Origin of the sequence: Desulfospira joergensenii DSM 10085 (assembly GCF_000420085.1) — a bacterium.
Lineage (GTDB): Bacteria > Desulfobacterota > Desulfobacteria > Desulfobacterales > Desulfobacteraceae > Desulfospira > Desulfospira joergensenii.
In genome coordinates, this window is record NZ_ATUG01000001.1 from 2,393,245 (window position 1) to 2,408,623 (window position 15,379).

General features: G+C 54.6%; 16 protein-coding genes. All 16 read left to right on the forward strand.

The annotated features are described in order from the left end of the window. Window positions 1–51 precede the first annotated feature (51 nt). Window positions 52–1,293: a serine hydroxymethyltransferase gene (locus tag F608_RS0112040; protein WP_022665894.1), complete on the forward strand. Its 1,242-nt coding sequence runs from the start codon at window positions 52–54 to the stop codon at window positions 1,291–1,293. Window positions 1,294–1,457: 164 nt separating this feature from the next. Next, window positions 1,458–2,180, forward strand: a complete 723-nt coding sequence (locus F608_RS34720; protein WP_022665895.1) for an OmpA/MotB family protein — start codon at window positions 1,458–1,460, stop codon at window positions 2,178–2,180. Window positions 2,181–2,218: 38 nt separating this feature from the next. After that, entirely contained in the window at window positions 2,219–3,082 is an 864-nt protein-coding gene (locus F608_RS0112050; RefSeq protein ID WP_022665896.1) for a motility protein A, read from the forward strand. Between the two features lie 245 nt (window positions 3,083–3,327). Beyond that, complete coding sequence (locus F608_RS34725; RefSeq protein ID WP_022665897.1) at window positions 3,328–3,936, forward strand: TetR/AcrR family transcriptional regulator; 609 nt, start codon at window positions 3,328–3,330, stop codon at window positions 3,934–3,936. 35 nt (window positions 3,937–3,971) lie between these two features. Then, entirely contained in the window at window positions 3,972–4,733 is a 762-nt protein-coding gene (locus tag F608_RS0112065) for an outer membrane lipoprotein-sorting protein (RefSeq protein WP_022665898.1), read from the forward strand. Window positions 4,734–4,735: 2 nt separating this feature from the next. Continuing rightward, window positions 4,736–5,968, forward strand: a complete 1,233-nt coding sequence (locus tag F608_RS0112070) for an ABC transporter permease (RefSeq protein ID WP_022665899.1) — start codon at window positions 4,736–4,738, stop codon at window positions 5,966–5,968. Window positions 5,969–5,977: 9 nt separating this feature from the next. Continuing rightward, complete coding sequence (locus F608_RS0112075) at window positions 5,978–7,210, forward strand: ABC transporter permease (RefSeq protein ID WP_022665900.1); 1,233 nt, start codon at window positions 5,978–5,980, stop codon at window positions 7,208–7,210. A gap of 24 nt (window positions 7,211–7,234) precedes the next feature. Further along, window positions 7,235–7,918 carry an ABC transporter ATP-binding protein gene (locus F608_RS0112080; RefSeq protein ID WP_022665901.1) on the forward strand — a complete coding sequence of 228 codons (684 nt, stop codon included), beginning with the start codon at window positions 7,235–7,237 and terminating at the stop codon, window positions 7,916–7,918. Further along, the gene (locus F608_RS0112085; protein ID WP_022665902.1) at window positions 7,902–9,224 is read left to right on the forward strand and encodes a hypothetical protein; all 1,323 of its coding nucleotides are present in this window, start codon (window positions 7,902–7,904) and stop codon (window positions 9,222–9,224) included. Before F608_RS0112080 ends, F608_RS0112085 begins: the two co-directional genes overlap by 17 nt. A 261-nt stretch (window positions 9,225–9,485) precedes the next feature. Beyond that, window positions 9,486–10,151: a GntR family transcriptional regulator gene (locus tag F608_RS0112090; RefSeq protein WP_022665903.1), complete on the forward strand. Its 666-nt coding sequence runs from the start codon at window positions 9,486–9,488 to the stop codon at window positions 10,149–10,151. A 15-nt stretch (window positions 10,152–10,166) separates the two neighbouring features. Beyond that, a complete protein-coding gene (locus F608_RS0112095; protein WP_022665904.1) occupies window positions 10,167–11,333 on the forward strand; it encodes a saccharopine dehydrogenase family protein in 1,167 nt (388 codons plus the stop codon). A gap of 45 nt (window positions 11,334–11,378) precedes the next feature. After that, entirely contained in the window at window positions 11,379–12,173 is a 795-nt protein-coding gene (locus tag F608_RS0112100) for an ABC transporter substrate-binding protein (protein WP_022665905.1), read from the forward strand. A gap of 91 nt (window positions 12,174–12,264) precedes the next feature. Then, complete coding sequence (locus tag F608_RS0112105; protein WP_027362693.1) at window positions 12,265–12,933, forward strand: amino acid ABC transporter permease; 669 nt, start codon at window positions 12,265–12,267, stop codon at window positions 12,931–12,933. A gap of 1 nt (window position 12,934) precedes the next feature. After that, window positions 12,935–13,588, forward strand: a complete 654-nt coding sequence (locus F608_RS0112110; protein ID WP_022665907.1) for an amino acid ABC transporter permease — start codon at window positions 12,935–12,937, stop codon at window positions 13,586–13,588. 19 nt (window positions 13,589–13,607) lie between these two features. Continuing rightward, window positions 13,608–14,345 carry an amino acid ABC transporter ATP-binding protein gene (locus F608_RS0112115; protein WP_022665908.1) on the forward strand — a complete coding sequence of 246 codons (738 nt, stop codon included), beginning with the start codon at window positions 13,608–13,610 and terminating at the stop codon, window positions 14,343–14,345. 27 nt (window positions 14,346–14,372) lie between these two features. Next, the gene (locus tag F608_RS0112120; protein ID WP_022665909.1) at window positions 14,373–15,356 is read left to right on the forward strand and encodes a D-cysteine desulfhydrase family protein; all 984 of its coding nucleotides are present in this window, start codon (window positions 14,373–14,375) and stop codon (window positions 15,354–15,356) included. Window positions 15,357–15,379 lie beyond the last annotated feature (23 nt).

Consider the following 15,379-nt stretch of genomic DNA (forward strand, 5'->3'; position numbering starts at 1 on the left):
GGCCTGGTCCAAAAACCAACTCGCACAGGAAATCAAAAGGAGAAATCCAAAATGAGATACCTGTCCCAGGACGACCCGGAACTGGCCGGGCTTGTCATCGACGAAGAAAAAAGGCTTGAAACCACCCTGAACCTGATCGCGGCGGAGAACCATGCGCCCCGGTCCGTAAACGAGGTCCTGGGATCGATATTCAACACCAAGACCATAGAGGGGTATCCGGGCGGCCGCTTCCATGCCGGCTGCGTCCATGCGGACCAGGTGGAAGACCTGGCCAGGCAGCGGGGAAAAAAACTTTTTAACGCCGAATACATCAATGTCCAGCCCCACAGCGGAACCTCGGCCAACCTGGCCGTATATTTCAGTGTCCTTGAAACGGGGGACCGGGTTCTCTCCATGAGCCTGCCCCACGGTGGACATCTTTCCCACGGGCATTCCGCCTCCATCACCAGCAGATGCTTTGATTTCTCCCATTATAAGGTGGATTCAAAAACCGAACGCATCGACTATGACCGGGTCAGGCAAATGGCCCGGCAATTAAATCCCCGAATGATCGTGGCCGGTGCCAGTTCCTATCCCCGCCTCATCGACTATGAAAAAATGGCTGAAATTGCCCGGGAAGTCTCCGCCTTTTTCATGGCGGACATGGCCCATTTGGCCGGACTGGTGGCTGCCGGGGCCATCCCCAGCCCGGTCCCCTTTTGCGATTTTGTCACCTTTACCTGTTATAAGACCATGATCGGGGGCAGGGGGGGCGTGATCCTCTGCCGGAAAAAATACGGAAAAAAGATTGACCAGGCCGTGTTCCCGGGATGCCAGGGCACCAGTGCCGTCAACCTTCTGGCGGCCAAAGCTTTGATTTTTAAAATCGCAACAAGAGAAAAATTTATTTCCATCCAGAAAAAAACCATTGAAAATGCCCGGACCCTGGCCCGGGAATTCAAGGAAATGGGGTATCGCATCGTCACCGGCGGCACGGACAACCACCAGGTCCTCCTGGATCTGACCGCCAGGGAAATGTCTGGCAAATTTGCGGAAACCCGCCTGGAATCCGTGGGAATTGTCCTGAACCGGAATCTGGTGCCCCAGGACGAAAAGACCCCGGGCCGGGTCAGCGGGATCAGGCTGGGAACCAATGGTCTGTCTGCCCGGGGCATGGGCGCTGCTGAAATGAAACGAATCGCCCGGCTCATGGATTCGGCCATGGTCAATTCAACCGGCAAAGAAGTCCTGGCCGGAATCAGGGAAGAGGTTCTTGACCTTTGCAGGGCCTTTCCCATCATCAAGCAGATCTGATCCCCGGCTCTTTTTGCCTTCCCCTTTTCCGGTCCGGGTCCCTGCACGCCGGTCCTCCCTTTCCTTTAAACTCCTGTTAAAGAAACCCATATTTTATCCGATTGAAATATAACGATAATTTTTTTACTTGGGATTCAATTTTAGCTTTCAGGAAACAAAGAAACATGAAACCAGACCCGAAGGGCAGTCCAGAAAACAAGTCAGATCCGGTTATTGATTTTTACGATGATGTTCTCACATTTCCGGAGGAAAAGCAGCAGAACAAGTGGTCTGTATCCTGGTCCGATCTTATGATGACCATGTTTATCCTGTTTGCCGTGATGTATATCTACCAGATCGGGGATAAGGATATCCGGCTCGGCCCCGGCCCCGCCAAAAACAGGATCTCTGATCAAGGCTCGGGCCAGACCCTGAACATCAACACCCAAAGCAGGCCCGCAGAGGTTTTTGACCGGGCAAAGCAGGCGGTCAAGGACATCATGGTGGATGAAAACATTGCCGTGGAACTGGTCAACGGCGAGGTGATCAAGATCATCCTGGCGGCAGACCTTTTATTTGATCCGGGCAGGGACAACCTCAAACTGGGGGCCCGGTACCAGCTGGACCAGATCGCCAGGGCCCTCAGTGACAATGAGTACAGGATCAATGTGGCCGGCCACACCGACGATACCCCGACCCGTTCAGGGAGCTTTCCCACCAACTGGGATCTTTCGGCCCAGAGGGCGGTCCGGGTGGCCCGGTACCTGACCGAGGTATGCAAGGTGGACGAAAACAGGATATTTGTCACGGCCCACTCCTTCCATGAACCTCTCCGCCCCAATGACACTTCGACCAACCGGGCCCTGAACAGAAGGGTTGAACTCATACTGACCCGACAGAAATATTAATCCAATATATTCAATTATAATCAACGGAGAATTGAAAAATGTTTACTTCAGATCAAGGTTCGTTCTTACGCCAGGCCGGGAAAAACATCTTTGGAATCCTCGTCTGTGTTCTGCTTTTCCTTTCCGGTTTTTTCATCCACGGCAACACCGGACTTTACATGAACATGTCCGGATTCCTCATCGTTGTGGGCGGCACCCTGGGGGCCACCTTTTTAAGCTATAATATGAACCGGATCGAAATCCTTTTCAAGGTGTTGAAGACCTCCTACGGCAGGTCCATCATCAGCCCCGGTAAAGTCGTCAGGACCCTGGTGGACCTTTCCGTAAAAAAGAGAAAAAACGGACTGCTGGCCCTTCAGAATGATGAAGAGGAAACCGGCATCGAATTTCTGCGCCAGGCCCTGGGGCTATTGGTGGACGGATGCACCAAAGAGCAGATCAAAGAGTCCCTGACCGCTGAAATGTACTTTTTCAGAGTGCGGCGGGATGAAACCCGGAGAGTGCTCCAGACCATGGCCGATGTGGCCCCCTCCTTCGGCTTGGTGGGAAGCGTGGTCGGGCTCATCGGCATGCTGGCCGGCCAGGGGAGTTCCGAGGTGATCCTGGCCACTGTACCCATTGCCCTGACATCCACCCTTTACGGGATCATCTTTGCCAATTTCCTGTTTCTCCCCTTTGCCTCCAGCATCCGGGAAAGAACCGTGCAGGAACTTTTCCTGCAGAAGATCATCACCGAGGGCGTCCTTGCCATGTCCGAAGACCTTCACCCCAGGATGATGGAACGCAAGCTGGTCTCCTTTTTAACCCCGTCCGACCGTCAGGGCCGCTATCTGACCTACGGCACCTATGAAACCATGCGGCGGCGGCTCACCCTGACCGATGAGGCCGGGGAAAGCGCCTGATTCAAAAAATTCTTTACAATGGAAAAGGCCGGGATGTCTGATGTTGATATCCCGGCCTTTTTTTTATTTTTGGATAAAAAAGAGTACTCCCAGGTCTGTGACTGAAACCCGCACCCCCTGTTGAAACCGGATCAAGATTTTCCAAAAAATTTTTTCTTGACAAATACCGACCGGTCGGTCAATAATATAAAAATAAAGAAAATACATTCAAAACAAGTGAATAACAACCGACTCAAAGGTCAAAAATGCAAAAAAGACAGGAAAACAAGGAAAAAAAACAGGCCGCCATCCTGGCCGCTGCCCTGACCGTTTTTTCGGAAAAGGGGTATGCGGCCGCCAAAATCATCGACATCGCCCGGGCAGCAGATGTGGGCAAGGGTACCATATACGAGTACCACCGGAGCAAGGAAGATCTCTTCTTTGCCCTGTTCCAATGGTATGTGGATCAGATGGCAGTCGCCTCCATGGTCCATGCGGAAGATCTTGGGGGAAATGCGGAAGACCGGCTCAGGACCCTTCTGGAATCCCTGATCTCCTCCTTTTACCGGGAGATTGACACTTTTTCCGTGTTTCTGGAATTCTGGGCTGCTGCCGGAAACCCTTCCATGCGGGACCGGTACCGTTCGGCGCTCTTGTCCATGTACGACAGCCTCAGGAACATCATCATAGCCCTGGTGGACGAAGGAAGGGAAACCGGAATTTTCCGTGGGGATCTGGATGCTTTCTCCATTGCTGCCGGACTCGTCGGCGCCATGGACGGAATGATGCTCCAGGCATGGATGGACAGGGAGTTTGATGTGATGGCCGCTTCCGGGCGGTTTATCAATATCCTGATCAAAGGAATGAAACTCTGATGAGTCCAACTTTGGAAAAGCATAGGACGTTAATATTGAAAAACCGGGTTTTGATACTGGCTCTGATCCTGGCCCTGGTTCCATCCGCGGCCGCGACAGGGGAACCTGACGCAGAGACCATTATTACCAGGGCCTGGGATTATATGCGGGGGAAAACTTCGGTATCGGTGGTCCGGATGACGGTTCACCGCCCGGACTGGGAGCGGACATCCGTGATCAAGGCCTGGACCCGGGGGCGGGAGAAGTCCATCTTCCAGATCATCTCCCCGAAAAAGGACAAAGGCAACGGCACCCTGAAGATCGACCGGGACATGTGGACCTATAACCCCAAGATCAACCGGGTGGTCAAGATCCCCCCCTCCATGATGTCCCAGTCCTGGATGGGGTCTGATTTTTCCAACAACGACCTGTCCAAGGCCGATACCATTCTCGTGGACTATACCCACGAGATTGCGGGAACCCAAACCAGGGAAGGGTTTACGGTCTATGAGATCAAATCTATTCCCAGGCCCGGAGCCCCGGTGATCTGGGGAATGCAGAAGCTCAAAATCCGGGAGGACGGGGTGCTCATGGAGCAGGCTTTTTTTGATGAAGATATGGAAGCCATTAAGATCATGACCACCTCGGAGATCAGAAACATGGGTGGCAGAACTTTTCCCGGGAAATGGATTATGCGGTCCATGGATGCCGGATCCAAGGAAGACTATACCCTGCTGGAATACGAAAGCCTCGACTTTGACGTACCCCTGCAGGAGAATTTTTTTACCCTGAACGCGCTGAAAAAACCCCTGAGGTGACCATGGAAATTCTCATGGCCTGGAGAAATGTCTGGCGCAACCCAAGACGCACCATCCTGACCATACTGGCCATTGCCTTTGCCTGCCTGCTGCTGGTCTTCATGCTTTCCATGCAGATCGGCACCTATGAGGTCATGATCAATGCAACGGTAAAGACCCGGACCGGTCATCTCCAGATCCTCAGGAACGGATACAACCAGGATCATAAGATCAGAAAAGCGATCCAGCAGCCGGAACCCCTTGCCCGGATCCTTGACCGGACTCCCCATGTCACTGCCTATACCTTCCGGGCCAATGCCTTTGCCCTGCTCTCGTCAGACCTGCGCACCTACGGCGGACTGATCACCGGAATCGATCCCGGGAAAGAAGCCCGGATTTCAACCATGGCCGACACGGTCCGGAAAGGGCGGTTTTTGAAAGATTCGGACACCAACACCGCCCTGGTCGGGGCTCTGCTGGCAAAGAACCTGAAAATAGATCTAGGGGATGAACTCGTGGTCCTGGGATCGGCCCTGGACGGTTCCGTTGCCGCCACTGTCCTCAAGGTGGCCGGCATTTTCTCCTCAGGGATGGACGATTATGACCGGTCCGCCATCCAGGTTCCCCTGTCCCATTTTCAAAACGTTTTTTCCATGGGCCGGGCCGTGCATGAAACCGTGATCACCTGCGATTCGCTCTGGAACGTGGGGCAGGTCAGGGACAGCCTGCAAAAGGAGCTGGCAGGGCCCGGCTTTGAACCCGGCCTGGTCTGCCTGTCCTGGGATGAGCTCACCCCCGGGCTGATCCAGTCCATCCAGATGGATCTTGGGGGTGGGATCATCTTCTACGTCATCCTCATGGTCATGGTGGCCTTCAGCATCATGAACACCTTTCTCATGGCCGTGTTTGAAAGGACCCGGGAATTCGGCACCCTCATGGCCATGGGCGCCAATCCCGGACGGCTGACAAAGATGCTGCTGTTTGAATCCACATTTCTGACCCTGTGCGGAATTGTTCTGGGGATTGTTCTGGGCTGCATTATCACCCTCTGGACCCAGCATACCGGCATCCCCCTGGGAGATGCCGAAGGCATGTTGAGGCAGTACGGCATCCCCGGAGTGATCCGTCCGAAGCTGAGCCTGGCAACGGCCCTGGCAGGACCGTCCGTGGTTTTTATCATTACCCTACTCACGGCCCTGGTTCCGGCAATCAAGGTCCACCGGCTCACCCCGGTGGATGCCATGCGGGCGGCATAAGGAGGAATTATGCATCTCTATTTGGCATGGCGAAATGTCTGGCGAAACCCAAAAAGAACCGGCATCATCCTGACGGCAGTCATCATCGGGGCATGGACCATGCTGGCCTTTACCGCCCTGTCCCGGGGCATGATGGTCTCCACCCTGGAAAACGCCCTCAACACCCTGACCGGCCATATCCAGATCCAGAATCCGGCCTTTCGGGATGACCCGGTGGTGGAGAACCGGATCAGCAATCCCGCGCCCGTGGCAGACCTGCTGAATCACGATCTGCCCGCGGGCTCCCGATGGGCCTTCCGCATCCAGGTGGATGGAGTGGCCTCCAATGCCAGAAATTCCGAAGGAATCACCATCGTGGGCATTGTCCCGGAAAAGGAACCCGGTCTCTCCTTTTACGGAAATTCAATCGCCCAGGGTCGCCTTCTCGATCCCGGCGATGACCGCGGGATCGTCGTGGGCGAAGCCCTGCTGGATTCCTTTGAAACCAAGATCGGCCGAAAGCTGGTGCTCATGACCCAGGGGGCAGACCGGGAAACCGCTTCCCGGGCCTATAAAATCCGGGGAACCTTTCGGACGGAAATGGAGGCCACGGAAAAAAAGTACGTGTTCATCTCCCTTGCCGCGGCCCGGAAACTCCTTGGCATAGGCGACGGCGTCACATCTGCATGCATCCGGCTGCCGGACAGGAATCCCCTGGACCGGGCCGCCCTTGGGCAGGCGGCTCAGGCCCTCACAAAGGACCTGCCCAAGGACCTCACTGTCCTGACCTGGATCGAGATGCTCCCCCTGCTCAAGGGGTACCTGGACATGTTTGACCGGTTCATGCTGCTCTGGTACCTGGTGGTATTCACGGCCATGGCCTTTGGCCTGGTCAACACCATGCTCATGGCCGTTCTGGAAAGAACCCGGGAGTTCGGACTGCTCAAGGCTCTGGGACTTACACCGGTCCGAATTGTCAGGAACGTTCTCCTGGAATGTCTGGTCCTCCTGGTAATCGGCCTTGCCGCCGGAAATGTCCTGGGGTTTCTGACCATCCGCCTCCTGTCCGGCGGCATTGACATGTCCTTCATGGCCCAGGGATCGGAATTCTTCGGGATGGGCCGGCTGGTCATCCCCTTTTTTACGGTCAGGGATCTTTTGTCTGTTAACGCGGTCATCATGGGACTGGGCATCCTGGTCTGTCTGTACCCGGCAGCTAGGGCCGGACAGATCACCCCGGTAGAGGCCATGGCCCGAACCTGAACCCATCAAATGGAAGTGAACCCCATGAATATGGTTGATGTCATTGATGTAAGCAAAACCTACGAACAGGGCAAAGTGCTGGTCCACGCCCTGGCCGGCGTGTCCCTTTCCGTGGCAAAGGGGGAGTTTACCGCCCTGGCCGGGCCTTCCGGCTCCGGCAAGACCACTCTCCTCAATCTGATCGGCGGGCTGGACGCCCCCACCCAGGGAAGGATCATCCTGGACAGCCAGGAGATCACCGGACTTTCCCAGTCCAGCCTGGCCAACCTGCGTTTGAACAAAATCGGATTCGTGTTCCAGGCCTACAACATCATCCCGGTGCTGTCAGCCCGGGAAAACGTCGAGTATGTCATGCTCATGCAGGGCGTACCGGCCCGGGAAAGGGCGGATCGCGCCCGGGCCATTCTGGATGAAGTGGGCCTGGTAAACATGCATGACCGCAGGCCGGCGGAACTTTCCGGCGGCCAGCAGCAGCGCGTGGCCGTGGCCAGGGCCATCGTTTCCCAGCCGTCCATTGTTCTGGCCGACGAACCCACGGCCAACCTGGATTCCCAGACCGGCCAGGAGCTCCTGGAGATGATGGCCCGGATGAACCAGGAACGGAAAGTGACCTTTATCTTCTCCACCCATGACCGGATGGTGATGGACCATGCCAGGAGAATTGTCCGGCTCAAGGACGGACTGGTAAGCGATGACCATACAAAATAGGAAAGGCCAGTTCCGACGGGGATCCATACGTGCCATAACCATGGCCTTTTTTCTTTTACTTGTTCCGATTTCTCCGGGTTTTGGATGGGACCTTCCCGAAATGGAGTGGGACGGCCACCTGAAATTATACACCCGGACACTTTTCCCCGGCTCCGGCAGTGCCTACGAGGCAACCGGCCTTTCCCCCAACCTGGACGGAACCGGGGAGTTTCGCCTGAACAACAAGGCCTTTTTCAACGATTCCACCTATGTGGAGGTAAACTACGAGGCACTGGCCGGAGGCAGCGGTACCCGCAGGGACGGGGAAAGGCTCAAAGATCTCTTTCCGTCTCTTTTCCCAAACGGCCTTTTCAGCCCGCCCCGGGATGACCGCCGGTTCTTTGATCTCACCGCCACCCTGCACCAGGACAGGGACTCCTTTGTTTCTCACCGCCTGGACCGGGCCATGGTCTCTTTCTCCCCGTCCTGGGGGGAGATCCGCTTAGGCCGTCAGGCCGTGACCTGGGGACATGGATTTACCTTCAACCCCATGGATCTTTTCAATCCCTTTGCCCCCACGGACCTGGAGCGGGAGTATAAGACCGGTGACGACCTCATTCTGGTCCAGTTCCCGGCGAAAGGAGTGGACATCGAACTCATCTATGTGGCCCGCAGGGATCCGGCTACCGGGGATGCCGGCCTGGATGAAAACTCCCTGGGTACAAAGCTCCACTTCTTTTTGGGCGACATGGAAGCCGAACTCATGGCGGCCCGCCATTACCGGGATCTGGTTGCCGGAATCGGAGGCGTGGGGTACCTGGGAGGGGCTGCCTGGCGATGGGACCTGACCGGCACCTTTCTTGACGAATCCAGCCAGGATCGGTCCTTTTACCTTTCATCCGTGATCAACCTGGACTATTCCTGGATCTGGCTGAACAGGAACTGGTACGGCTATGTGGAACTCTATTACAACGGCATTTCCCGGGGGAACTATACGGACATGCTTTCGGACCCGGCCGTGTCCGACCGCCTGGACAGGGGAGAGCTCTTTGCCTTGGGCAGGTGGGTTGCCAGCGCCAATCTCAACCTGGAGATCCACCCCCTGGTCAATGCCTATATCACCCCAGTCCTTAACCTTGAAGACGGCTCCGGCATGCTCCTGCCCCGGATGGTCTATGATTGGTCGGACAATATTCGGATCACCCTGACAGCAACCCTGAACTGGGGAAGCCGCGGTACAGAGTACGGGGGAGTTGCCATTCCGGGAACAGACGTTTACACTGGTCCTTCCGACACCATTTCAGCCTGGGCTACCTGGTATTTTTAATAGCTTCCCTTACCTCTTTTCGCCAATAAAAAGAAATCATCCTGCCAGTCTGGAAAGTGGGTCGCCCAGGAAAAGAAATGGTTTTCCCTTTGCCTCCAACATCCAAAATAAAACCGTAAAACCTTTATTGAACACCCTGCCCAGACCGCATACGGCAGGTTGCTTTAAAATTCCTGTTTAAAAAAAATAAAATTTATGTTGACTCACAGTAATGTATTTATTTATGTATACATTACCGTCTGCCTTAGGAGAATTAAAAACATGGCCCGTAAAAACTTGGATGAATTTGCCTACAAAAAGATAATAGAGCTGATCTTAAAAGATCAGTTCAGTCCGGGGGAGTTCATTCTGGAGACGGAATTGTCAGAAGAACTGGGACTGAGCCGGACCCCGGTCCGCCATGCCCTTGGTCAGCTGGTGGCAGAAGGGTTTCTGGACAAAAAAAAGAAAAAAGGCTGCTTTATCCCCTTGCCCAGCCCCCAGGATGCCAAACATGTTTTCCATGTCAGGGAGCACCTCGAAGGTCTGGCTGCAGCGACTGCCGCAGACTGCGCTACTGCCGAAGATATTGACTTCCTTTTTGACCTGATCGAAAGGGAAAAGGCATTGGGCAGCCTCAAGAATGATGATGTGAAAATCACCAGCCTCTCTTTGAACGAGGAGTTTCACATGGGCATTGCCCGGATGAGCCGAAACCCCTACATTGAGCAGTACTGCAGGCACAGCTTCTGGCGGTCCCACACCTATATCTGCTTCTTTGACAGAGACTATATGGGGCTCAATCCCGGCCCCCAGCTCATCGGTCCCAGGCAGCATATCGACATTGTCCGGGCCATTGAGAAAAAAGACTCGTCCGAAGCAGGCGAACAGATGAGAACCCACGTCCGAACCACATTTGAAAAACTGTTCGGAAGACTAAACCTATAAATTGAAAGAGAAAAAATGAAAGTACTGATTTTGGGCGGATGCGGCATCCAGGGCAGGACCGCCATCTATGACCTGGCCCGGGACCCGGAAGTCAAAGAGATCATCTGCGCGGATCTTACCTTTGACGCCCTTGACATGATCAAACCCTTTACCCCCATGGACAAGGTCAGGACCCAGGCCCTTGACGCCAGAAAAAAAGAAAACCTGATTTCCCTTTACAAAGAGGTGGATATTGTCATTGACCTGCTGCCAAAGGACTTCAAGGAAGCTGTTTACGAGGCGGCCCTGGAAACCCGGACGCCTGTGGTCAATACCAACTACGCCCACAACACGGCCCGCCTGGACGAACAGGCAAAGGAAGCCGGCATTGCCATCATGCCGGAATGCGGCCTGGACCCGGGCATTGACCTGGTGATCTACGGGGATGCCGGCCGCCGATTTGAAACCCTTACTCTGATTAACTCCTACTGCGGCGGCTTCCCTGAAAAAAAGGCCTGTACCAATCCCTTAAATTATAAGATCTCCTGGATCTGGCGAGGGGTGCTAAGCGCCCTGAACAGAAGCGCAAGAATCATTAAGCAAGGGAAAATCATCGATATCTCTGCCGAAGATCTTTTTGACAAAGCCTTTATCCATCCGGTGGAGGTACCGGGCCTGGGGACCCTTGAGGCATACCCCAACGGGGATGCCGTTTTCTTCACCGATCTTCTGGGCGCCACCCCGACCATCCGGGAGACAGGTCGCTACTCATTAAGATGGCCCGGCTGGAGCGACTTCTGGCGCCCCATGAAGGCCCTAGGGTTGGTCAGCGAGTCAAAGGTGGAAGGCCTTGGCTGCTCCCCCCTTGACCTTCTTGATAAATGTTTAGGTCCTAAACTGCAATATACGGCCGAGGAAAAAGACCTGGTGGTCATGGTCAACGTGTTTGAAGGCATTATGGACGGCAAAAAAACCCGCCTGACCTCCACCATGCTCATTGAGCGGGATCTTGAGACCGGCATCATGGCCATGAGCAAGGGGGTGGGCTATACCGCCGCCATTGTAGCCAGGATGATTGCCAAAGGCGAAATATTGGAAAAAGGTGTCCTCTCCCCCACGGCCCATATTCCAACGGCCTCCTTTCTGGAGGCCCTAAAACAAAGGGGCATATCGATTAAGGAAGAACGGGTGGTTCTGGAATAAGGATTTCAGAACCCGTATAAACCATAATTTAAAAAGGAGAAAAAAATGAAATTCAAATCCTTGATGCTCGCTGTTCTCACCGCTCTGGTGTTTACCGGAATCAGTTTCGCCGGAACCCTGACCGACATTGTGAAACGCGGAGAACTGAGAGTGGCGGTTCAGTCCGGAGCCCCCCCATACGCCTTTGTGGACAAAACCGGCGTACCGGCCGGCTCCATGGTTGATTTTACCCAGGGCATGGCAGATGCCATGGGCGTTAAACTCAAAATTCTGGACTTTGACTGGGACGGACTGATCCCGGCACTGCTCTCCGGAAAAGCCGATATTCTGGCCGCCGACATGACTCCCACCCTGAAACGTGCCTTGAAAATTTCCTTTACCGATCCCTGGATATATGTTCAGCCCTGTATCTTCACCGGAACCGACAAGCCCTATAAAACCCTTGAGGATGTCAACAAGCCCGACGTCACCGTGGGCGTGCTCCTGGGCTCCACAGGCGAGACCATTGCCAAGAAATACCTGCCCAAGGCCAAGATCAAATCTTATAAAGGCGGCGGAAGAATGGTTGTACAGGCCCTGATCGCAGGCCATGTGGATGCCGGGGTCAACGACGACCTTGCCGTACTCACCGTTTTGCCTGACTTTCCCCCCAATTCTGTCCGCCTGCTGGACAAACGCCTGGGCCAGGGTAAGGATCCCCTCGCCTTTGCCGTCCGCCAGGAGTCCGTCAACCTCTGGCAGTGGATCAACCTCTACTTTAAAACCGTCCGCGCCAACGGAGAATACGACAAAAACATCTCTTATTGGATGGAAGGCATTGAGTGGAAAAAAGATCATTAATCCTTTGGTATCCTTACCCAAAGTTTCTTAAGATCTGAACAACGGCCGGGCAGGCTCCTTTTTGGAGCCTGCCCGATTTAAGGATGGGTTTATGCTGGCAAATTTTAATTTCAGAATCATCATGGAGTACCTGCCCATGTTTTTACAAGGGTTAAGCTCCACATTTTTAATTTCCATTGTCTCCATTTTCCTGGCCCTGGTAACGGGCATCTTTGCATGCGCCTGTCGGATTTCCCCCTATAAGCTATTAAAGATCTCGGCAACCGCCTACATCGAGTTGATCCGGTCCACCCCGCTTCTGGTGCAGATCTATTTTTTCTACTTCGGTCTGCCCACCCTGGGGGTGAGGATGCCTGAAATCCAGACCGGGATACTGGCTTTGATGCTCAACTCCGGCGCCTATGTTGCCGAGATCATCCGGGCCGGAATCACCTCCGTGGATCAGGGACAGATCGAAGCTGGAATCTCATCGGGGCTCAATTATTTCCAGCGGATGCGTTTTATCATCCTGCCCCAGGCCCTGGGGGTCACCATCCCGCCCCTGCTGGGCCAGGCCATTGTTCTGGTCAAGGATTCCGCCCTGCTCTCCCTGATCTCCGTAGCCGAACTGACCCGTTGCGGGCAGACCCTGACCTCTGAGCGGTTCATGCCCACAGAGGCCTTTTTCACCGTGGCCTTTTTCTATATGTGCATCTACTTTGTGCTTAAGGCCCTGGCAGACTGGTCCCAGAAAAAACTGATCTTCAGGGAGGTATATTGATATGATGTCCTTCTACTTTTCAAGGCTTGTGGAAATTTTTCCCTTTTTCCTCAAGGGACTGTGGATGACGGTACAGATCTCCTTTATCTCCCTGGTCACCTGCACCATACTGGGATTTCTTCTGGGCATTTTCCGCTCGGGAAAAAACAAGGCCTTAAAATGGCTCATCGGGGTCTATGTCTCCTTTGTCAGGGGCACTCCCTTTGTGGTCCAGGTCTTTATCATCTTCTTTATCCTGCCCGAATGGGGGATCCAGCTGGAAGCCTTTCCGGCAGCCCTCCTGGCCATGGCGATCATGGGCTCAGCATTTATCTGTGAAATCGTGGCAGGGGGTATCGCTTCCATCCCCACGGGGCAGTGGGAGGCAGCTGCCTCTTCCGGCCTGACCCGGGTCCAGCAGCTTCGGCTGGTCATCCTGCCCCAGTCCATGAAGGTCATCCTGCCGCCCCTGGTGGGACAATTTGTCCTGCTGATCAAGGATACCTCCGTTGTTTCGGTCATCGGGGTTATGGATTTGACCCGGGTGGGCTGGGTAACGGTAATTCGAATCCCCGAAGGCCTCATGGTCTTCTCCCTGGTCGGCATTCTCTACTTTGTCATCTCATACCCCCTGATCCTTCTGTCCAATTATCTGGAGCGGAGAATGGCGGTTTAAACATATCAAGGACGGTCCAATGGAAAATATCATTAAATTTAAAAACGTAAACAAGTGGTTTGGAAAGCTTCACGTGCTGAACAACATCGACCTGGCCATACCCAAGGGTGAGGTCCTGGTCATCTGCGGCCCCAGCGGATCGGGGAAATCCACGTTGATCCGGTGCATCAACCGGCTGGAGGATATCCAGGAGGGGGAAATCGTTGTCAACTCCATGCCGGTTCACGACCACTCCGCCAATCTGACAAAACTGCGGGCCGACATCGGGTTTGTCTTCCAGCAATTTCACCTTTACCCCCATATGACCGTGCTCCAGAACGTAATGCTGGCACCGGTCCATGTGAAAAAGGTGCCCAAAGAGCAGGCCAGGGTCATTGCCATGGAAAAACTGGAACGGGTGGGTCTGGATGAAAAGGCGGATGCCCATCCCACCCAGCTGTCAGGCGGCCAGCAGCAGAGAGTGGCCATTGCCCGGGGGCTGGCCATGTCCCCTGAAATCATGCTTTTTGACGAACCCACCTCTGCTCTGGACCCGGAAATGATCGGCGAGGTATTGGACGTGATGACCGATCTTACCTCCGAGGGCATGACCATGTGTGTAGTTACCCATGAGATGGGCTTTGCCAAGAAAGTGGCCGATCGGGTATTGTTCATGGATGAGGGACAGATCGTGGAAACCGGAAAGCCGGACGCATTCTTTGACAATCCCCAGACCGACAGGGCTGCCGCGTTCATCTCCATGATTCTGACCCATTGATAAATTCTAAAAAAAGGAGGCTTTTCCATGAATATTGACCGCCTTCCCAGGGTTTGCCTGGCAGAGTTTCCCACCCCGATCCATTATCTGGAAAACCTGTCAAAGAGCACAGGCGGCCCCGGAATATTCATGAAGCGGGATGACCTCACCTCCCTTGGACTCGGAGGCAACAAAACCCGAAAACTGGAATTCCTCATCGGCGAAGCCCTGAAGCAGGGCAAAGACACCCTGGTCACAGCCGGGGGAATCCAGTCCAACCATTGCCGCCTCACTGCTGCCGCCGCCAACAGGGCCGGGCTTGACTGCCACCTGGTCCTCAACGGCGAGCCCCCCATACATCCCAACGGCAACCTGCTCCTGGACAGAATCTACGGGGCAACCATCCATTTTTGCACCCGGCCGGCCCGGGATGCCAGAATGGACGAGGTGGCCGAAGAGCTGACCCGGGACGGGAAAGCCCCCTATGTGATTCCCGTGGGGGGCTCCAATGCAGTTGGGGCCGTCGGATACGTCAATGCCATGCTGGAGCTGGCAGATCAGATGGAAGAGATGGAAATTGAACCGGACGCGATTGTCTTTGCCACAAGCTCCGGAGGCACCCAGGCAGGGCTTGCTCTGGGCGCAAAATATAAAGGATTCAAAGGAAACGTTCTGGGGATCAGCATTGACCAGACAAAAACAGGGGATGAGCCTTTCCCCCCCATCCTGGAACGGATCGCCAACCAGGCTGCTGAACGCCTCAACATTCCCGACCGGATGAGAGCAGACGAGTTTGACCTTGATTGTAGCTATCTCGGGGCAGGATATGCCCTTCCCGGAGATCTCGAATTTAATGCCATCAGGGCCCTTGCCCGGCTTGAGGGAATTCTCCTGGGTCCGGTCTACACGGCCCGGGCCATGGGCGGCCTTCTGGACCTGATCCAAAAAGGCGGTTTCACCAAAGACCAGACCGTGCTGTTCTGGCATACCGGCGGCAGCCCCGAGCTTTTTGCCTGGCCGGATCAATTCTGACAGACAGCAAATGACGTCCCCTT